Source organism: Enterobacter sp. V89_11, from assembly GCF_029967775.1.
Taxonomy (GTDB): domain Bacteria; phylum Pseudomonadota; class Gammaproteobacteria; order Enterobacterales; family Enterobacteriaceae; genus Enterobacter; species Enterobacter ludwigii.
In genome coordinates, this window is record NZ_JASCAN010000024.1 from 161,918 (window position 1) to 179,659 (window position 17,742).

The 17,742-nt window shown below is 57.8% G+C and carries 20 protein-coding genes; 11 read left to right on the plus strand and 9 right to left on the minus strand.

Annotation, left to right across the window (positions count from 1 at the left end):
* Window positions 1-64: 64 nt before the first annotated feature.
* Window positions 65-1,480 (minus strand): PLP-dependent aminotransferase family protein, encoded by a 1,416-nt coding sequence (locus tag QLG09_RS18125; RefSeq protein ID WP_020885331.1) that lies wholly within the window; start codon window positions 1,478-1,480, stop codon window positions 65-67.
* A 176-nt stretch (window positions 1,481-1,656) separates the two neighbouring features.
* Between QLG09_RS18125 and QLG09_RS18130 the strand changes: the two genes are divergently transcribed.
* Entirely contained in the window at window positions 1,657-1,818 is a 162-nt protein-coding gene (locus tag QLG09_RS18130; RefSeq protein ID WP_014168457.1) for a DUF1127 domain-containing protein, read from the plus strand.
* 59 nt (window positions 1,819-1,877) lie between these two features.
* Here the strand turns inward: QLG09_RS18130 and QLG09_RS18135 are convergent, their stop codons facing one another.
* Window positions 1,878-2,132 (minus strand): DUF4282 domain-containing protein, encoded by a 255-nt coding sequence (locus QLG09_RS18135; protein WP_020885330.1) that lies wholly within the window; start codon window positions 2,130-2,132, stop codon window positions 1,878-1,880.
* Between the two features lie 81 nt (window positions 2,133-2,213).
* Entirely contained in the window at window positions 2,214-3,602 is a 1,389-nt protein-coding gene (locus tag QLG09_RS18140; RefSeq protein WP_014168459.1) for a PLP-dependent aminotransferase family protein, read from the minus strand.
* A 102-nt stretch (window positions 3,603-3,704) separates the two neighbouring features.
* On the opposite strand from QLG09_RS18140, the gene QLG09_RS18145 reads away from it, so the two are divergent.
* Window positions 3,705-4,184: a carboxymuconolactone decarboxylase family protein gene (locus QLG09_RS18145; protein ID WP_032679560.1), complete on the plus strand. Its 480-nt coding sequence runs from the start codon at window positions 3,705-3,707 to the stop codon at window positions 4,182-4,184.
* Here QLG09_RS18145 and QLG09_RS18150 read toward each other — a convergent pair.
* Window positions 4,171-5,073 carry a LysR family transcriptional regulator gene (locus QLG09_RS18150; protein ID WP_025205665.1) on the minus strand — a complete coding sequence of 301 codons (903 nt, stop codon included), beginning with the start codon at window positions 5,071-5,073 and terminating at the stop codon, window positions 4,171-4,173. The two genes, QLG09_RS18145 and QLG09_RS18150, sit on opposite strands and share 14 nt — an antisense overlap.
* 100 nt (window positions 5,074-5,173) lie before the next feature.
* Between QLG09_RS18150 and QLG09_RS18155 the strand changes: the two genes are divergently transcribed.
* The 7 genes from QLG09_RS18155 to QLG09_RS18185 all read left to right on the plus strand — a co-directional run bounded on the left by QLG09_RS18155 (window position 5,174) and on the right by QLG09_RS18185 (window position 10,815).
* Window positions 5,174-6,589, plus strand: a complete 1,416-nt coding sequence (locus QLG09_RS18155) for an aldehyde dehydrogenase family protein (RefSeq protein ID WP_282489238.1) — start codon at window positions 5,174-5,176, stop codon at window positions 6,587-6,589.
* Window positions 6,590-6,697: 108 nt separating this feature from the next.
* Window positions 6,698-7,021 (plus strand): antibiotic biosynthesis monooxygenase, encoded by a 324-nt coding sequence (locus QLG09_RS18160; protein ID WP_014168463.1) that lies wholly within the window; start codon window positions 6,698-6,700, stop codon window positions 7,019-7,021.
* The gene (locus QLG09_RS18165; RefSeq protein ID WP_041162412.1) at window positions 7,014-7,391 is read left to right on the plus strand and encodes a hypothetical protein; all 378 of its coding nucleotides are present in this window, start codon (window positions 7,014-7,016) and stop codon (window positions 7,389-7,391) included. The genes QLG09_RS18160 and QLG09_RS18165 overlap by 8 nt, the downstream gene beginning before the upstream one ends.
* Window positions 7,384-8,079 (plus strand): winged helix-turn-helix domain-containing protein, encoded by a 696-nt coding sequence (locus tag QLG09_RS18170; protein ID WP_257806720.1) that lies wholly within the window; start codon window positions 7,384-7,386, stop codon window positions 8,077-8,079. The genes QLG09_RS18165 and QLG09_RS18170 overlap by 8 nt, the downstream gene beginning before the upstream one ends.
* Window positions 8,080-8,214: 135 nt before the next feature.
* On the plus strand, window positions 8,215-8,685 hold the full coding sequence (locus QLG09_RS18175; RefSeq protein ID WP_025205651.1) for a MarR family transcriptional regulator: 471 nt from the start codon (window positions 8,215-8,217) through the stop codon (window positions 8,683-8,685).
* Window positions 8,682-9,749, plus strand: a complete 1,068-nt coding sequence (locus tag QLG09_RS18180; RefSeq protein WP_282489264.1) for an HlyD family secretion protein — start codon at window positions 8,682-8,684, stop codon at window positions 9,747-9,749. Before QLG09_RS18175 ends, QLG09_RS18180 begins: the two co-directional genes overlap by 4 nt.
* On the plus strand, window positions 9,739-10,815 hold the full coding sequence (locus QLG09_RS18185; RefSeq protein ID WP_040018548.1) for a DUF2955 domain-containing protein: 1,077 nt from the start codon (window positions 9,739-9,741) through the stop codon (window positions 10,813-10,815). The genes QLG09_RS18180 and QLG09_RS18185 overlap by 11 nt, the downstream gene beginning before the upstream one ends.
* On the opposite strand, the gene QLG09_RS18190 is transcribed toward QLG09_RS18185, so the two are convergent.
* From QLG09_RS18190 to QLG09_RS18200, 3 genes are read right to left on the minus strand one after another with little or no spacing between them, the layout of a single operon-like run.
* Window positions 10,812-12,083, minus strand: coding sequence for a DUF445 domain-containing protein (locus QLG09_RS18190; RefSeq protein WP_014168469.1), 1,272 nt, complete (start codon window positions 12,081-12,083; stop codon window positions 10,812-10,814). The genes QLG09_RS18185 and QLG09_RS18190 overlap by 4 nt on opposite strands.
* Before the next feature lie 3 nt (window positions 12,084-12,086).
* On the minus strand, window positions 12,087-12,740 hold the full coding sequence (locus QLG09_RS18195; protein ID WP_252070082.1) for a LysE family translocator: 654 nt from the start codon (window positions 12,738-12,740) through the stop codon (window positions 12,087-12,089).
* Window positions 12,741-12,779: 39 nt separating this feature from the next.
* A complete protein-coding gene (locus QLG09_RS18200; protein WP_193163362.1) occupies window positions 12,780-13,532 on the minus strand; it encodes an AraC family transcriptional regulator in 753 nt (250 codons plus the stop codon).
* A gap of 154 nt (window positions 13,533-13,686) precedes the next feature.
* Here QLG09_RS18200 and QLG09_RS18205 point away from each other — a divergent pair, with 154 nt between their 5' ends.
* On the plus strand, window positions 13,687-15,057 hold the full coding sequence (locus QLG09_RS18205; protein ID WP_252070083.1) for an NAD-dependent succinate-semialdehyde dehydrogenase: 1,371 nt from the start codon (window positions 13,687-13,689) through the stop codon (window positions 15,055-15,057).
* Between the two features lie 44 nt (window positions 15,058-15,101).
* On the opposite strand, the gene QLG09_RS18210 is transcribed toward QLG09_RS18205, so the two are convergent.
* Together QLG09_RS18210 and QLG09_RS18215 are read right to left on the minus strand one after the other, a co-directional pair.
* Entirely contained in the window at window positions 15,102-15,422 is a 321-nt protein-coding gene (locus QLG09_RS18210) for a hypothetical protein (RefSeq protein WP_020885318.1), read from the minus strand.
* Entirely contained in the window at window positions 15,422-15,967 is a 546-nt protein-coding gene (locus QLG09_RS18215; protein WP_079231437.1) for a YfaZ family outer membrane protein, read from the minus strand. The genes QLG09_RS18210 and QLG09_RS18215 overlap by 1 nt, the downstream gene beginning before the upstream one ends.
* Window positions 15,968-16,379: 412 nt before the next feature.
* On the opposite strand from QLG09_RS18215, the gene QLG09_RS18220 reads away from it, so the two are divergent.
* Window positions 16,380-17,738, plus strand: a complete 1,359-nt coding sequence (locus QLG09_RS18220) for an esterase-like activity of phytase family protein (protein ID WP_282489243.1) — start codon at window positions 16,380-16,382, stop codon at window positions 17,736-17,738.
* The last annotated feature ends 4 nt before the right edge of the window (window positions 17,739-17,742 follow it).

Below are 17,742 nucleotides of genomic sequence, written 5' to 3' on the forward strand. Positions count from 1 at the left end.
CGGTGACAGTGCCGGGCGGCGGTGACGCCTTGCCCGGCCTGGTGGAGGAGGGCATCAGGCCGCACTACGCCTCCATCGCAATCACAATTGCCTCACCCATCTTCTTCAGCGCCTCGCGATGCTTCTCCGTTGGCGGTAACGCAACGTTGATCCGCAGGCAGTTGCGGTACTTGCCGGACGCAGAGAACAGCGACCCGGCTGCCGCCTGGATCTTCAGCCGGCACAGCTGCTTGCTGACGCACACCATGTCGACATTTTCCGGTAACTCCACCCACAGCAAAAAACTGCCCTGCGGGCGCGTCACGCAGATCTCCGCCGGGAAGTACTGCCGTACCCAGCAGGTATAGGTTTCCATATTCTGCTGATAAATCTGGCGCATACGGCGAACGTGACGATGATAATGGCCGTCGCGAATAAACGCCGCCACCGCCATCTGCGTTCCCGGCACGTTAAAGCCGCCTGCAGCGTATTTCATGTGCATCACCCGGTCGTAATAGCGCCCCGGCACAATCCAGCCGACGCGCAGGCCCGGTGCCACGGTCTTGGTAAACGAGCTGCACAGGAGTACGCGGCCATCAATGTCCATGGAGTGAATGGTGCGCGGGCGCGGGTATTCCGCCGCCAGCTCGCCGTAAATATCATCCTCCACGATCACGATATCGTGCCGCTGGGCGAGAGCCAGCACCTGCTTCTTCCGCGCTTCCGGCATGATAAAACCCAGCGGGTTATTGCAGTTAGGCACCAGGATCACCGCTTTAATGGGCCACTGCTCCAGCGCCAGCTCTAACGCTTCAATGCTGATCCCGGTTTCGGGATCGGTGGGAATTTCGATGGCTTTGATGTTGAACCCGCGCAGCATCTGCATGGTGCCGTGAAACGACGGGGATTCCACGGCCACAATATCGCCCGGTTTGCATATCGAGAGCAGGGCAATCGACAGCGCGCCGTGGCAGCCATTGGTGATGACAATCTCATTCGCGGCCACGGTAGAGCCGCCGTCCAGCATCAGCCGTGCGATCTGCTCGCGCAGCTCGAGCCGACCGTCGAGCACGTCATAGCTCAGCATCTCGCCCGGATTGTGCTGCGCGATGCGGCTCATTTCACGCCACAGCGGTTTCAGGCTCGGTTGATTGACGTCCGGCGAGCCGCCGCCAAAGGAGATCATCTCTTTGTCGGCACGGGCATCCAGCAGCATCATCACTTCATCCCACTGGGTGACGTCTACCGGACGCTGCACCGGACGCGTCATTGCCGGTACGGGTGGCATGGCCTTACGTTGCGAGACAAAATAGCCGGAGCGTGGCTGAGGCGTGATCAGCTGCAGATTTTCGAGGATCTGGTAGGCCTGCTGTATGGTGCTGATGCTAACGCCATGCTCCTGGCTCAGCGCGCGCACCGACGGCAGACGTTCACCGCTGCGATACAGCCCTTGTTGAATGCGTTCCGCCAGAAGGTTGGCGAGATGTTGGTAGCGCGTCATGCTGTATCCTTTGTTTTCACCATACAGATTGTAAAACCAGTACAGATTGCCGCAAAAAACGGCATGCAGATACACTTTTAGCGGATCTGTATGTTAAACAAAAGATGTTTTTGAATCTGTATTGTACGCCCTGAATTCCATGATGATAACGCTACTGGCACAGTGAGGAGAGCATCATGGAATTTTACGAGAACCGTTCAAAACGTCCGTTTATTGTTTTTGTCTGGATCGGCAAAACGCTACGCAACTGGTACCGTATTCACCGCACCCGTCGCATCCTGAGCAAGATGAGTGACGAGCAGCTCAAGGATGTCGGGTTGTCGCGCTATGATGTGTAAGCGGGCAGGGTCGGCGCTGGCCGGGTAAGGAGAAACCCCTACCCGGCGCAACGGAGAGATTATTCGACTGATTTCACCGCGGTGTTTTCAGCGATGCGGCGCAGATATTCGTTATTCTTAAACGCAACCATGATCAGTTCGAACGTCACGCGACAGCCGATCAGGCTGAAAATCATCCCGATAAATCCGGTGATCAGATGATCGGTAAACATGGAATACACGCCGGCAATCAAAATCACCAGCATGACGATCCAGTAGAAGAAGACCAGCACGCGTGGCGTTAATAAGTAGTCAAATCCCAGAATGGCTTTCATTTTCTTTTCCTTAGAAATATAAAAAAGGCTCAAGATTGTATCTTTATCACGTTCTTTTATGGCGTGGATAGCTATCTGATTTCAGAGTAGTAATTCCAGCGTTTCTTGTTTTGGCCTTTCAAGTAGTGCCACCGCCTCCTGATACGTGCGCACGTTGTTATAGCCCATCACCAGGCCGTACCGCTTGCCCGAGCCGCGATACCACTCCGAGAGCGCGTTAACCTGCAGCTGCTGCGCTTGCCAGCAGTGCGCGATTTCCCGGTCACAACTCCCCTTCGAAAGGAATGCCACGATGTGCATCCCACCGTCGTTTTGCTCGGTGAAAAACAGGTCGCCATACACCTCCTGTAAAGCCTTAATCATCCACTCCCGCCGGGTCTGATACAGGGCCCGCATCTTCTTAAGATGTCGGAAAAAATGGCCTTCGTTGAGAAAGGCGGTGAGGATCTTTTGCGTCAGCACCGGCTGGCCGCTGGTAACGATGTCCGCGCAGTCGGTAAACGCCCCGAGGGTGCTGGCGGGCATCACCACGTAGCCCATGCGCAGCGACGGCATAATGGTTTTGCTGAAGGTGCCCATAAAAATGACCCGGTCGTGCCGGTCGAGGCTTTTTAGCGACGGCAGCACCTTGCGGGTGTAGTGAAATTCCCCGTCGTAGTCATCCTCAATAATCCAGGCCTCGTTCTGACTCGCCCAGTCGAGAAGCTGTTGTTTACGCGGCAGAGAGAGGGTGACCGCCAGCGGGCTCTGGTGCGACGGGGTGACAATGGCGAAGCGGGCATCGCGATGGTGGCGCAGCAGGTATTCCGTATCGATCCCGGCGCGATCGACCGGCACGGTGTGCAGGCGCGGCACGATCCGCTTGAGCAACTGCTGGCCCATAAAGTAGCCCGGATCTTCAAACACCACCTTGTCGCTGCGGCTGGCCAGCGTATCGAGGATCAGGCGCAGGCTACCGCTGTAGCCGCTGGTGATCAGCACCTGCTCGGCGGTGCAGGCGAGCCCGCGTGAAATATTAAGGTAGCTGGCAATCGCCTGGCGCAGCGGATACCAGCCCAGCACGGGCGGATTCAGCATCTCTTCCTGGCGCATGGCGCGCGTCGCCTGGCCTGAAAGCAGCAGCCATTTTTTATAGGGAAAGCTGTCGAGGGAGGGAATGCCGGGGCGCAGAAAACCTGCCCGTTCGCGCTGGCCGATCAGCGAGGCTGGAAGCGTGCCGGTGGTCTGCTCCGCAGGGGCGTGCTGCGCGGGCAGTAACAGGTCCGGATTGACCCGCGTGCCGCGTGCCCCCTGGCTTACCAGATACCCTTCGCCCGTCAGGATGGCGTAGGCGGTTTCAACGGTTTTGCGCGCCACCTTCAGCTCTTCCGCCAGCACGCGAATGGCGGGGACTTTGTCGCCAGGCTTTAGCACGCCACGCGTGATGTTGTCGCGATAGCGGGTATAAATAGCGTGATAGCCCGGTTTCATGTCCTACCTCGTTTGACGGTTTTTGTGTCTTTTTACTATGTCATTATCCGCGTAGATTGTCCTCATCGCATGACATATGCCGCACAAAAAAGAGGAAAGACAATGAGCACTCGCGTAAACCACCATAAGATCACACCTGCCCTCGCCAACGCGCTGTCCAACCTGAGCATGGAAGTGGCGAAAACCTCTCTCGACCCGGCGCTGAAGCACCTGATCGACATTCGTGTCTCACAGCTGAACGGCTGTACCTTCTGCCTGGATATGCACTCGAAAGAGGCCAAAATCGCCGGAGAACGCGAGCTGCGCCTGTACCATCTGGCGGCATGGCGCGAGTCCCCGCTGTTCAGCGCCCGTGAGAAAGCGGCGCTGGCCTTTGCCGAAGCGCTGACGCAAATTAGCGTGCATGGCGTGAGCGATGCGCTCTACCGCAGCGTGGCGGAGCACTTCTCGGACGTGGAAATTTCAGAGCTGAACTTTGCCATTGTGGCGATCAACGCCTGGAACCGTCTGGGGATCACGTCCCGCATGGCGCCGGGCTCGCTGGACGCGGCTTACGGGCTGAACAAAGCTAACCTCGAATAACCCCGCGCTCACGGATCATCGCCACCAGCGCCCGTAACCCTGGCGGGACGTGGCGATGCCCCGGATAGTACAAACGCAGCCCGGCAAACGGCTGCGTCCAGTCGTTTAACACGCTCACCAGTTCTCCGCTTTCAAGCTCTTCCCGGATATACAGTTCCGGTAAAAACCCTATCCCTAATCCCGCCTTCACGGCCCGGATCGAGGCGAAAAGATCGGACGTGGCAAAGCGCGGCGGTACCGCCAGAGCGTAGTGTTCTCCGTGACGCGCCAGCTCCCAGCGGTAGATCCCACCGTGCGCCATGCGCATACCGATCCCCTGATGTAAGAGCAGATCCTCCGGCGTGTGCGGCGTGCCGTGGCGGGCAAAGTAGTCCGGCGTGGCGGTGACAAGCTGGCGGATCTCACCGGTCAGCGGCACGGCGATCATGTCCTGCGGCACGGATTCTTCAAGACGGATCCCGGCGTCGTAACCTTCTGCGACGATGTCGATCATTCGTGCTTCGCTTAGCGTCTCGACGCGCATTTTCGGGTAGCGGATCATAAAGTCGATCAGCAATTGATCCAGAAAGAGCGCACCGATATGGTTCGGTACGTTTAAGCGCAGGGTGCCGGCAGGTTCGCCGGTATCACTGTGGATCTCTTCGCTGGCCTGGCGTATCGCCTGCAGGGCCGGGCCGATACGCGCCACATAGCGCTGCCCGGCGTCGGTAAGCGCCACGCTGCGGGTCGTGCGGTTAAACAGGCGCGTCTCCAGGCGGCTCTCCAGCCCGGCGATAGCGTTACTTACCGCCGTGGCGGACATGCCCAGCTCCTGTGCCGCCCCGCGAAAACTGCCGCGCCGCACAACCGCCATGACCACTTCCAGCTCTGTCAGACCCGAACGATGCATAGATTATCCTGAAAATCGAAACAACCCTTGCAGCATAGCGTGGATTATCGCAACGGAGAAGCCGTGCCAGACTGTGTCCATACAGCCTGAGGAGGTTTATATGCACAACATCGAACAGATCTTTATCAACGGCGAATTTGTTACCCCGCACGGCACCGAACGTTTTGATTTATACAATCCGGCGACGGCGCGGGTGATTGGCCAGGTTCGCCTGGCCGATGAGGTAGACGCTGAGCATGCCATCGCGGCCGCGAAAGCGGCATTTCCGGCGTGGTCGCAAACCCCCCGACAGGAACGTATTGCCGCGCTGAAACGCATGCATGCCGCCGTGGCCGCCCGTCATGACGCGCTGCTGGACGCGGTGATTGAAGAGTACGGCGCGCCAGCCTCGCGCTCGGCGTGGATGGCCCGCTACCCGGCAGATGTCATTGCCCAGGCCATCGAGGCGCTGGAAGCCTTTGAGTTTGTGACCACGGCGGGGGCGGCAACGGTGCAGATGACGCCGCTTGGTGTCGCCGGGCTTATTACCCCGTGGAACAGCGACGCGGGGTTTATCTGCGGCAAACTGGCGGCTGCGCTCGCGGCGGGCTGCACGGCGGTGATTAAACCGAGCGAGATGAGCGCGCTGCAAACCCGCATTGTCACCGAGGCGCTGCGCGATGCCGGGTTACCGCCGGGCGTGTTTAACATTGTCACCGGACGGGGCGATACGGTCGGTGAGACCATCAGCCGCCATCCGGACGTGGCGAAAATTTCGTTTACCGGTTCGACCGTTACCGGCAAAGCGATACTGCGCAACGCGGCGCAGAGTGTTAAGCGGGTGACGCTGGAGTTAGGCGGTAAATCGCCGACGATCCTGCTTGATGATGTCGATTTGGCGCAGGCTATCCCGCTGGTGGTACAGGCCGGGTTTATGAACAGCGGGCAGGCGTGCGTGGCCGGAACGCGCATTCTGGTACCGCAGTCGCGTAAGGCGGAAATCGAAACTGCGCTGGCGCAGGCCGTCGCGGCCGTGAAATCCGGCGATCCGCGGGATAACGCGACAGAAATTGGCCCGATGGTCAGTGAAAAACAGTGGCTGCGGGTGCAGGGCTATATCCGTAAAGGTCTCGACGAGGGGGCAAACCTGCTGGTGGGGGGCGAAGGGCGTCCGGAAGGGACGCAGGACGGCTGGTTTGTGCGCCCGACGCTGTTTGCTGACGTCACAAATCAGATGGCGATTGCCCGGGAAGAGATCTTCGGCCCGGTACTGTGTGTGATCGCTTATCAGGACGAGGCCGAAGCCGTCGCCATTGCCAACGACACCGAGTATGGCCTGAGTGCGATGGTGCTGGGCAGGGATGTCGAACGTGCGCGTCGCGTGGCGCAGCAGATTGTCGCGGGCCGCGTGCTGGTGAACACGCTGGCCCATGAGCCTAAAGCGCCGTTTGGCGGGTTCAGGCACTCCGGCGTGGGGCGTGAAATGGGCGAGTGGGGGATCCGCGCGTTTATGGAGCCGAAGTCGATTCTGGGATAACCGTTTGTCGCCCTCCCGAAAAGAGGGCGACAATACTTCGCCCTTCACCGAAGCATCCGCATTTTCTTTCCTGCATGCTCTCCGCACCCTCACAACGGAGAGACAACCATGATTGCAGTCCTTTTCGAAGCCCAGGCCGCGCCTGCCCACCAGGCGCGTTACCTGCAGCTCGCAGCCGAACTCAAACCCCTGCTGGCGGATATCGACGGGTTTATTGATATCGAGCGTTTTCAGAGCCTGACCACCGACGGCAAAATTCTCTCCCTCTCCTGGTGGCGGGACGAAGAAGCGGTCCGCCGCTGGAAGCAGAACGTCTTTCATCAGGCGGCGCAGAGGGAGGGGCGGGAGGCCATCTTTACCTACTACCGCATTCGGGTGGCGCAGGTGGTGCGGGAATACGCCTCAGAAACCGGAGGGCATGCGGATGTATGACGTTCATGTGATTTTCGACGCTACGCCAGGGGAACTGGCGCGATTTGGCCAGCTGTTGGGGCGCAATGGTGTGGGGCTGGAGGGCGGCGGCGTGTTTGGTACCGAAGCCCATTTCCTGGTGGAAGAGGGCGAAAAAGCCCGTCGCGTGCTGCTTGAGGGCGGGTTTAACGTCCGGTCAGTCCGTAAACCGCTGATCAGAAAACTGCAGCAGGCGCGCCCCGGTGAGCTGGGCGAGATTGCCGCGGCGTTAGCGGCTCACGGTGTGTCTGTACTGACCCAGTACAGCGACCATGCGAATCACCTCATTCTGCTGACGGATAATGATAAGCTGGCGGCAGAGATCACCAGACCATGGGCAGTCAATGCTTAAGACCCGTTTACCCCCTGACAACAGCGCGCTGCTGGAGCAGGCCATGGCGGCAGTGGCCGCTGCCATGGCGGATCCGTCGCGTGTGAAAATGCTCTGTGCGCTGATGGATGGCAGGGCATGGACCGCCACCGAGCTGAGCGCGGCGGCGGATATCGCCCCCTCCACTGCCAGCGGGCACCTGACCCGTCTGCTGGACGGAAAGCTGATTACCTGCCTGTCACAGGGGCGGCATCGCTATTACCGCCTGGCAGGACACGATGTGGCGGAACTGGTCGAGCAGATGATGGGGCTGTCGTGGAGCCGCATCACCCCGCCGGAAACCTCCGCCCCGAAAGCCCTGCGTGAAGCCCGCACCTGTTACGACCATCTGGCAGGGACGGTGGCCGTTCAAATCTATGATTTTATGCAGGCGCAGGGCTGGCTGGAGACGGACGGATCAGCCCTGACCGTGTATGGACGCGAACAGTTCCTGACGCTCGGTATTTCATTAAGCGCCAATCCGCGCCGTAAGGCCTGCTGTGCCTGTCTTGACTGGAGCGAGCGGCGGTTTCATCTTGGGGGCGAGGCGGGCGCGGCGCTCCTCGCGTATCTGGACAGCAACGGCTGGATCCAGCGGGTGGCGGGATATCGGGACGTGGTGGTCACCGAGTCGGGAAACGTTGCGATTAAAAAACGTTTTAGCCGCTAAAGTCTCGGCGGTCTGATGCCCTTTCCCACCGGGAGAGGGCATTCGTCTTTCGCAATTCCTGCTCTTTTGTCTCTCGTTTCTTGATACTTACCCTGGTAACTATTATCTTGACCGCGTGTTACGAGAGGATATCGCATGCGTGAAGAAGAACTGTTTAGCCGCAGACCGATGGGGATGCGGATGGCCATGATCGTGCGTCAGTGGCGCGCCGTGATTGACGACGCCATTCTCGAGACCGGGTTAACCCAGTCGAGCTGGACGGTAATGATGCAGCTTCAACAGCTTGGGGATAACGTCTCGGTGAGTGAACTGGCGGAGGTGCAGGGTATTGAACTGCCGCCGCTGATGCGCACGCTGACACAGCTGGAAAAACAGGGTTACCTGTTACGCACCGTATCGCCTTATGACAAGCGTATCCGGCTACTTACGCTGACGCCGGAGGGGAACGCCGTACTCAGGACGCTCTCTCGGGTGATCGAGACATTTCAGGCGCGCGTATCGCAAAACATCGCGCCGGAGCATCTCGATATTTTCAGCGCCACGTTGAATCAAATCGCCTGCAATTTGCGGAAAATCCGCGAAGAAGATAACAAGACCGAAAAATAATGACTCCTGAACAAAAGTTTGCCCGCTGGGTAAGGGTAAGTATTGCCTCTTTCCTGCTGATGTTTGTCTACTTTGTCGTCGCGGACATCTGGATCCCGTTGACGCCGGACTCCACCGTCATGCGCGTGGTGACACCGGTTTCTCCGCGCGTCTCCGGCTACGTGGCGGCTGTCCATGTACACAACAACAGCCAGGTGAAGCGAGGCGACCTGCTGTTTGAGCTGGATGACACGCCGTTTCGCAATAAAGTGGAAGCAGCACAAATCGCGCTGGAGCAGGCACGTCTTTCTAACGAACAGCTGGATGCGCAGATCGCGGCCGCACAGGCCAGCCTGAAAACCGCCGTGCTGACCGCGCGTAACGACAAGGTGACCTACGATCGTTATCAGAAACTCAGCACGCTGCAGAACGTGTCGCAGGCGGATCTGGATAAAGTCCGGACCACCTGGCAGAGCAGCGAGCAGTCCGTCAGTTCGCTGCAGGCGAACATCCGTAACCTGCGCATTCAGCGCGGTGAGCGGGAAGAACACCGCAACGTCACCCTGCAGAAATACCGCAATGCGCTGGATGAAGCGGAACTGAATCTTGGCTGGACGAAGGTTTACGCCCAGGCGGACGGCACGGTCAGTAACCTGCAGCTCAGCCCCGGCTATTACGCCTCCTTCGGCTCAGCCGCGCTGGCGCTGGTGAATAATCAGGCCGATATCGTGGCCGACTTTCGCGAGAAGAGCCTGCGCCATACCCATCAGGGAACCGATGCCGCCGTGGTGTTTGACGCCTTCCCGGGACGCGTCTTCCGTGCGCATGTGACCAGCAGCGATGCGGGGATCCTCGCCGGACAGGAAGCGGTGAACGGTGAGCTGTCCGAGCCAGAAACCTCCAACCGGTGGGTTCGTGATGCCCAGCGTATGCGTATCCACGTGGCGCTGGACGAGGCGCTGCCGAAGCAACTTCCGACCGGTGCGCGTGCCACCGTGCAGCTCTATAACAGCGAAGGGCCGTTTGCGCGCTTCTTCTCCGGGATGCAGATCCACCTGGTGAGCCTGCTGCACTATGTCTATTAACACTCTGGCGCGGGTGTTTACCCCGCACGGCAACATCGTCTATACGGCAAACGACTTTCGCCAGACCCTGCGCATCGTCTTTGCCGGCATGATTGCGCTGAGCATTTCGAGTTTTTACAACACTCACTACGGCGTGTTTTTCGTGGTCTACCCCATCATGCTGCTGTCACTGGTACCGGTCTTTAACCGCCACGTGGCGAAGCAATTTATCTTTAGCGCCTCGCTTAACTGCGTTGAAATGGTCATTATCATCGGCTATCTGTCGCAATGGCCGGTGATCATGACGTTAGTCGTGTTCGCCCTGTACGTCATGCGTTTTCGCTTTATGAGTAAGGGACCGCTGTTTCTGTTTGGTTCGATGGGCGTGGTCTGCCAGAGCGTGATGCTCAACTTTATGAGCTATCCCACCACCGACTGGCATACGTTGCTGTTTTCCAATATCGAAGCGAGCGTTATGGCGGTGTGCCTGAGCGCGCTGATGAATTACCTGCTGCCGGATGTAGAGCCGCGCAAGCCGCCGCCGCTGATTGAAAAAGATGACGCCCGTGTGCGCCACGAGTCGCTGCTTTCCGGGACCGTTGCCACCCTGATTTTCGTCATCTTCCAGGTAAGCGACCTGAGCGACTCACTTTCCGCGCTGATGGCCGGGGTATTGATTCTGTTTCCCATGCATTATCGCGGCGCGGTGATGAGTTCCCTCTGGCGCGTGGTCGGCGTGGTGCTGGGCTGCCTCTACATTCTGGTCGTCCAGCTTATCCTTTACGATCACAGCAGCCATATGCTGCTGATGATGCCGCTTATTGGCCTTGGGCTGGCATTTGGCGCGCGGCTGCACGTGATGGAGAAGGTCGGCGCCGGGGTCGGGTTTTCCAGCATCACCACCATCGGCATTATGTTCGGGCAGAACATGCACCCGGACAGCGACCTGGTGTTCAGCGATCTCTATCGCATTACCTCGGTGACCTTTGCGCTGGTGGCGACCCTGACAATGGTCTTCCTGGTGCATTTGATCCTCAATCGCTTTGCCCCTACGCGCTATGTGATCGCGCCGCCTGAGGCGAATTAATGCGCGAGCACGGCAGGCAATTGCGAGAGTAAAAACAGGATCAGGCCAATGGTCCCACCCACCAGCGTGCCGTTCACACGGATGAACTGCAGGTCTTTGCCGATGTTAAGCTCAATCTGGCGCGACATATCTTTGGCATCCCAGCTCTTGACCGTGTCGCTGATATGCCGCGTGAGGAACGCGGCAAAATCCGGTGCTACGCGGTGCGCCGCCTGCTCCAGATGCTCGTTCAGCGATGCCTGCAGGCTGGCATCGTTCGACAGCGTTTCACCAAACCACAGTCCGGCGTTGGCGATGCGCTGCCTGACGCGCGAGTCCTCGCTTTGCATATCCGCTTTCAGCCACTGACGCAGGTCGGCCCACATCTCGCCCAGATAACGGTTAAACGCCTCGTCGTTCTTCAGGTAGTGCTTGATGTTATCGGCTTTGGCGGCCATTTCCGGATCGTTTTTCAGGTTGTCGATAAACTTCAGCGTGGCGCGGTCAAACGCCTGGCGGATCTGGTGCGTGCGGTCGTGGCTGATATCATCCAGCAGCGTATTCACCGCATTCGACACCATCTCCGCACTCTGATCGCCGAGCCACTCGGTAGGCAGCACCATGGCCTTGCGTGGATGCTCGGTCTTCAGCCAGTGCACAATCTGGTCGGCGATAAAGTCCCGCGTGCTGTCACGCTGGATAAGCGCGATCAGGCGGTTGATGATGGCGTCCAGCAGCACCTGATGGCGATTGTTACGGGTCATGCTCTCCAGCATCACCGCGCTGGTTTCGGTGAAGTCGACCTTGTCGATGGCCTTGTGCACCGCCCGTTTGAGCAGCCGCTGAATGCGTCCGTCGTCGGTCAGTTCAAGAAAACCGCTCATTACCTGAATCAGATGCAGCCCGACGCGCCGGGCGTTGTCGGGCTGACTGAACCAGGTGCCAATCATCTGTGCCGGTTCATAGCGGCGGATCAATGCCACCAGTGACTGGGTATCGAGAAACTTTTCCTGCACGAACTGACCCAGATTGTCGCCAATGCGGTCTTTGTTGCGCGGAATGATCGCCGTATGGCGTGAGATAAACGGGATAGGCACCCGGCGAAACAGCGCGACGACGGCAAACCAGTCCGCCAGTGCGCCGACCATCGCCGCCTCGGCAATGGCCTTTACGCCGCGCACCCAGAAGGTTTGCGGCAGGAACAGGGTGGTGATAAACGCCGCGGCGGCAATCAGCAGCAGCGACAGCGCCAGCAGCTTGGCGCGTTTAAGTTCAGCTATTTTTTCCATGGCTTAAGAATAGAGGGAGGCGGGAAGAAAATGCAAAAAACGCCACACGACCCACCCACCAAACGCCATCAGCACCACGCCAGCGGTTCGCTCAATCAGCCAGAGTGAACGGCTGAGCGTCCGCTGAACCACGGGCAAGCCCATCAGCGACACCAGCGCTAAATCCCAGACCAGCACCACCATTACCATCCAGACACCGCAGGTTGACTGCTGAAGCAGCGTGACACCCGGCCCTAACAGCGCCGTCATGAGCGCCAGATAAAAAAGCGCATTCTTCGGGTTTAACAGTGCCGAACCGAGCCCCAGCAGGATTTGCTTACGCAATGAGGGGCACCGCTGATGAGTCTCATTGAGCGCAAGCGTCTGCGGGCGGCTGCGCGCCAGCCGCGATCCAATCCAGAGCAGGTAGAGCGCGCCGGATAATTCGATAAGGGTGAACAGCCACGAAAACGTGCGCAGGGCGCTCCAGCCGATAATCACCAGCACAATATAGAGCGCGTTACCCGCGGCGATACCGAGGCACAACCCGGCACTGCCGCGCAGCCGGTAGCGTGCGGCGTAACCGACCAGCAAAAAGAAATCCGGACCGGGGCTTAACAGGGCTACAAAATGCGCCAGCGCCAGGGCGAGAAAAGCGGAAGGGAAGAACAGTTCCATCGTGACCTCCAGAGCAAAAACGGAGATCACCTTACGGCGTTACGTATCCTGATTATTGTCTGATATTGATCGGCCCGTCGCGTACTGGCGAGGCGTGGCGGCCGTGTAGCTGACGAAGGTTTTATGGAAATGGCTCTGGTCGGCAAACCCGCTCTGGTAACCGACATCGGCGAGATCATCCCCCGCACGCAGTCGCGCTTTGGCGTATTCCACGCGAGAGATGCTGAGAAAGCGTCCTGGCGTCAGGCCGGTGTCCTGTTTAAAGGTGCGGATTAATGTCTCTTTGCGCAGTGAAAACCGCCGGGCAAGGTCGTCAAGGGAAGGCGGAGCGGTGAGGTTCGACAGAAACGCCTCTTGCACCTGCTGACTCAGTGAATGGGGCTTATCTGTAGGGCCTGTAGAGGGAGGAAGGGCGCAAAGCAGTGCGTTCAGGGAGGCCGCGGTCATGTTCTCAACCACGTCAAGATAATGATTAAACAGCGTTTGGTCGCGAATGACCTGCAGTGCCAGCGAAAGGTCAGTGTCGATATACAGCATATGATAGCTGCGTGGCTGCCCCGCCACCGGGTTGCAGCTGTGGGGCGCATGCGCCGGGATGACGATGATGTCGCCAGGGGTCAGGATATACTCCCTGTCATGGACTGTGCAGCACGTCTGGCCTTCCAGGATCGCGCCAATAGAGAGCTGTGGGTGACAATGACGTTTATACGCCTGGGTGCTCTGCCACGTGCTGCGCAGCTCGTGGCCGCAGGCGCGATGAAAGGTCTGGCGGATGTGTCGGGTCTCGGTCATGGGGGACTCCTGTCAGGAACGTTTTTTATACCATGCCCGCGCGACATGTTGCAGTACCACGCTAAGAACCTTCCGGATATACCCAACTTTACGTCCATCGCCAGTCATATTGTCTACCCTTAATACCCTAAGCGGTAAAACAAGGAGATTCGACATGGCTTACCAGACAGTAAATCCTGCCACAAACCAGCTCATCAAAGAATATCCCTCCCATACCGACGCGGATGTTGAAGCGGCGCTGAAGGCGGCCGATGCGCTTTACCATTCGGACTGGGCAAAAGGCGACATTAACCAGCGCCTGCCGGTACTGCGTAAACTTGCGGACCTCATCGACGAACGTACGGAGGATCTGGCCAAAATTGCCAGCAAGGAGATGGGTAAGCTCATTGAGCAGAGTCGCGGTGAAGTGAAACTGTGCGCGCAAATCGCCCGCTACTACGCGGATAATGCCCAACGGTTCCTCGCCCCGGTGAAGTACGACTCCGAACTCGGGGAAGCGTGGGTCGAGCACCACCCTATTGGCGTGCTGATGGCCGTTGAGCCGTGGAACTTCCCTTATTACCAGCTGATGCGTGTCCTCGCCCCGAACCTGGCGGCCGGTAACCCGGTTATCGCCAAACACGCCAGCATCGTGCCGCACTGTGCAGAGACGTTTGCACATCTGGTGCGTGAGGCCGGTGCACCGGAAGGGGCGTGGACCAACCTGTTTATTTCGTCGGATCAGGTGGCGAACATCATCGCCGACGATCGTGTACAGGGTGCCGCGCTGACCGGTTCCGAAAAAGCGGGCAGCGTGGTCGCGGCGCAGGCGGCGAAGCACATCAAAAAATCGACCCTGGAGCTGGGCGGTAACGACGTCTTTGTGGTGCTGGATGATGCCGATCTGGAGAAGGCCGTGAAGACGGGTGTGAATGCCCGACTCAATAACGCCGGCCAGGTCTGTACGGCGGCGAAGCGTTTCATCGTGCATGAGAAGATTGCGGATGCCTTCCTCGCGAAATTCACCGAGGCATTTAAGCAGGTGAAGATTGGCGATCCGCTGGACGAGAGCACCACCCTGGGGCCGCTGTCCTCTCAGGATGCGCTGGACACGTTGACCAGACAGGTCAACGAGGCGGTGAAAAACGGCGCAACGCTGCATTACGGTGGCAAACCGGTGCAGCGTGACGGTTGCTTCTTTGAGCCGACGATCCTGACGCATATCTCGCGCGACAACCCGGCCTACTTTGAGGAGTTCTTCGGCCCGGTGGCGCAGATCTATGTGGTGAAAAATGATGACGAAGCGGTCGCACTGGCGAACGATTCCCACTATGGTCTGGGCGGCGCGGTGTTCAGCAAGGATATCGAGCGGGCGAAGAAAATGGCGTCGCGTATTGAGACCGGCATGGTGTATATCAACTGGCTCACCGATACCGCCCCAGAGCTGCCGTTTGGCGGCGTGAAGCGATCCGGTTACGGACGCGAACTGTCGGACCTGGGGATCAAAGAGTTTGTGAACCAGAAGCTGGTGGTGGTGCGTAAATAACTCTGCGAATAAAAAACCTGCCATCCGGCAGGTTTTTGTTGAGGTTATTGCACTTCAATCTTGTCCCAGCCGCTTTTGAACATGCAGCTGTCGACTAAGGTATCCCGGCGATATTCATTCGCGTCTTCAACCGTGTAGCTCGTGGAAATATCCTTTTTCTTTTTCGATTTGTCCATTTTTTCCGAGCTCGAACCGGTCACAACATTGTCCGGGGGCAGATCAATCAGGGCCTGTGCTTCGCATTCCGTGAGCTTTTTATTCATCTCAGCGTCACTGACTCCCGGTTTCACCCATTTATACTGGACGCAACCGGTGAGCAGAAGCGTGATGCTCAGAACGCAAAGCGCGGTAATGCGGTGTTTCATCAGAAGGTGACTCCACCGCCTACATATGCGCCGTCGATCAGCGTGTGGCCAGGACGACCGTCTTTGCCGTCAACGCTTACGTGACGATAACCCACTTTCAGCGTCACAGGCGTGATTGGCGTCCAGCTCACACCGCCGTTGGCTTCCACGTAGTTTTTCACGCTGTTGTTCAGACCTTCTGGTGCGGCATACCCTTCGCCAAACACGTGGATGCTGTCCGTCAGCGCAACGTTAATACCGCCACCGATGGGGAATGCCACGCCGTTATCGCCTTTTTTCGGGCCAAGGTAGATTGCTTTGGCACCGGCATTCAGCATCACCGGGCCCACTTCCAGGTTGTAACCGGCGCCAACGCCACCTGTTTGCGTGCCGTCGTCAGTGTTTTTGAGCCAGTTGCTTTCAAGGTACACGCCGGATGAGGATTTACCCATTTCCAGATTAAGGTTAGTAAAGTTTTTACCTTGCTCAATCGTGCCGCCCATAGCCAGTGCGGAACCCGACAGGACGGTCAGAGCAGAAAGAAGAAGAACATTCATTTTTTTCATGTTTTATGCCTCGTCATTAATTTCATCTGAGGCCACCTTAACAAGCGATGTTTATGACTGCAAATGTGATTAAGGTCGTGTTTTTATGCTGTTTTTGTTAATGGCTGGCTTTTGAAATGTTGCTTTCATGTTTAGTTATCGCCGGGTCAATATGTATTGCCTGGACGTTTAGGACAGGTTTAGTTTTTTGACTAAATAGACACTGAACGAGACAGAGGATAACCGTTTGACATGAATTAATTGGCTTTCTAATAATTTCCATAAACATTTCAAATTTTACACTTTGTGGTTTAGTTTTACATTTCTGGCGGTTCATGCGCCTGCAATTGCCTGCCCGCGTCTCTCTGCGGTGTCATTTTCCTGACACGTTTGTTCTTTACGTTGTTGGCTTCACTTTCTGGATACTAACAATATGAAAAGAAAAATTATTCCTGTGCTTATCGGTTGTGCGCTCTCTTTCTCTGGCCTGGCGGCGCAGCCCACGGCCGAACACTATGTTGTCAGCTTCCCCGAAGGCACGCGCGTGAGCTACAGCGGCGCGTTTGCCGGTGCGTTCCCGAAGGGGCTCCCGGTCGGGATCGGCTCTGGCCTGCTGTTTACCGGTAAACAGGGCGATACCCTGACGTTTGCGACCGTGACCGATCGCGGTCCGAATGCGGATTCGCCGAAAGTGGGGAAAGACGAAGCCAAAATCTTTGTCACGCCCGATTTCGCTCCGCTGCTGATGACGATTCGCGTACAAAATGGCAAAGCGGAGGCCGTCGATGCGGGCCCTCTGCATGACGATAAAGGCGAGATCAACGGTCTGCCGCTGCAAAGCGGCGTGATTGGCTCGACCAATGAAGTGGCGTTCAGTGACACGTTAAAGGTGCTGAAGGGCGACAATCGCGGGCTGGATACGGAAGGTATCACGCCGGACGGTAAAGGCGGTTACTGGCTGTGCGACGAGTACGGTCCGTTCCTGATTAACGTCGACAGTAAAGGCAAGATCCTGGCGATTCACGGTCCGCAGGCGGCGGAAGGCGAGAAATCCATCGCGGGCGGCTTGCCGAATATTATTAAATGGCGTCAACCAAACCGGGGCTTTGAAGGCCTGACCCGTATGCCGGACGGGCGTATCATTGCCGCGGTGCAAAGCACGCTGGATATCGACGGTAAAAGCAAAAAACAGGCGCTGTTTACCCGCCTGGTGAGCTTCGACCCGGCGACCGGGAAAACCGCGATGTACGGTTATCCCATCGACAGCGCGGCCTACAGCAAAAACAGTGACGCCAAAATTGGCGATATTGTGGCGCTTGATAACCAGCAGCTGCTGCTGATTGAGCAGGGCAGCGATAAAAACGATGGCATGCGCAACCTCATCTACAAGGTGGACCTCAGCAAGGCGAGCGATCTGACACGCTTCGATAAGCCGGGCGAATACCCGGAGTTTGATGACGAGAAGACGCTGGCCCAGCGCGGCATTACGCTGGCGGCTAAAACCCAGGTCGTGGATTTGCGCGCGCTTGGCTGGCAGCAGGAAAAGGCCGAAGGGTTAGCGCTGATTGACAACAAAACGCTGGCGGTCGCGAACGATAACGACTTTGGCGTGAAGGTGGCGATGGAAAATCCGGTCGAGGGCAAGAAGCTCAAGGATTATCGGGTGAATTCGCAAGGTGCGCTCACGATTGATGATAAACCGGTTGCGACCACCCTCGCCGTGAAGCCGCTGGCGAAGCCGGCGTCAGAAAGCGAACTGTGGATTGTGACGCTGCCCGACGCGCTGAAATAATCTC

Excerpts from the sequence above, each read along its gene's own strand:
- QLG09_RS18185 (WP_040018548.1), top strand. The coding sequence starts at position 9,739 with ATGTCTATTAACACTCTGGCGCGGGTGTTTACCCCGCACGGCAACATC.
- QLG09_RS18200 (WP_193163362.1), bottom strand. The coding sequence starts at position 13,532 with ATGACCGAGACCCGACACATCCGCCAGACCTTTCATCGCGCCTGCGGC.
- QLG09_RS18175 (WP_025205651.1), top strand. The coding sequence starts at position 8,215 with ATGCGTGAAGAAGAACTGTTTAGCCGCAGACCGATGGGGATGCGGATG.
- QLG09_RS18135 (WP_020885330.1), bottom strand. The coding sequence starts at position 2,132 with ATGAAAGCCATTCTGGGATTTGACTACTTATTAACGCCACGCGTGCTG.
- QLG09_RS18125 (WP_020885331.1), bottom strand. The coding sequence starts at position 1,480 with ATGACGCGCTACCAACATCTCGCCAACCTTCTGGCGGAACGCATTCAA.
- QLG09_RS18155 (WP_282489238.1), top strand. The coding sequence starts at position 5,174 with ATGCACAACATCGAACAGATCTTTATCAACGGCGAATTTGTTACCCCG.
- QLG09_RS18190 (WP_014168469.1), bottom strand. The coding sequence starts at position 12,083 with ATGGAAAAAATAGCTGAACTTAAACGCGCCAAGCTGCTGGCGCTGTCG.
- QLG09_RS18170 (WP_257806720.1), top strand. The coding sequence starts at position 7,384 with ATGCTTAAGACCCGTTTACCCCCTGACAACAGCGCGCTGCTGGAGCAG.
- QLG09_RS18165 (WP_041162412.1), top strand. The coding sequence starts at position 7,014 with ATGTATGACGTTCATGTGATTTTCGACGCTACGCCAGGGGAACTGGCG.
- QLG09_RS18130 (WP_014168457.1), top strand. The coding sequence starts at position 1,657 with ATGGAATTTTACGAGAACCGTTCAAAACGTCCGTTTATTGTTTTTGTC.
- QLG09_RS18150 (WP_025205665.1), bottom strand. The coding sequence starts at position 5,073 with ATGCATCGTTCGGGTCTGACAGAGCTGGAAGTGGTCATGGCGGTTGTG.
- QLG09_RS18220 (WP_282489243.1), top strand. The coding sequence starts at position 16,380 with ATGAAAAGAAAAATTATTCCTGTGCTTATCGGTTGTGCGCTCTCTTTC.
- QLG09_RS18140 (WP_014168459.1), bottom strand. The coding sequence starts at position 3,602 with ATGAAACCGGGCTATCACGCTATTTATACCCGCTATCGCGACAACATC.
- QLG09_RS18160 (WP_014168463.1), top strand. The coding sequence starts at position 6,698 with ATGATTGCAGTCCTTTTCGAAGCCCAGGCCGCGCCTGCCCACCAGGCG.
- QLG09_RS18215 (WP_079231437.1), bottom strand. The coding sequence starts at position 15,967 with ATGAAAAAAATGAATGTTCTTCTTCTTTCTGCTCTGACCGTCCTGTCG.
- QLG09_RS18195 (WP_252070082.1), bottom strand. The coding sequence starts at position 12,740 with ATGGAACTGTTCTTCCCTTCCGCTTTTCTCGCCCTGGCGCTGGCGCAT.
- QLG09_RS18145 (WP_032679560.1), top strand. The coding sequence starts at position 3,705 with ATGAGCACTCGCGTAAACCACCATAAGATCACACCTGCCCTCGCCAAC.
- QLG09_RS18210 (WP_020885318.1), bottom strand. The coding sequence starts at position 15,422 with ATGAAACACCGCATTACCGCGCTTTGCGTTCTGAGCATCACGCTTCTG.
- QLG09_RS18205 (WP_252070083.1), top strand. The coding sequence starts at position 13,687 with ATGGCTTACCAGACAGTAAATCCTGCCACAAACCAGCTCATCAAAGAA.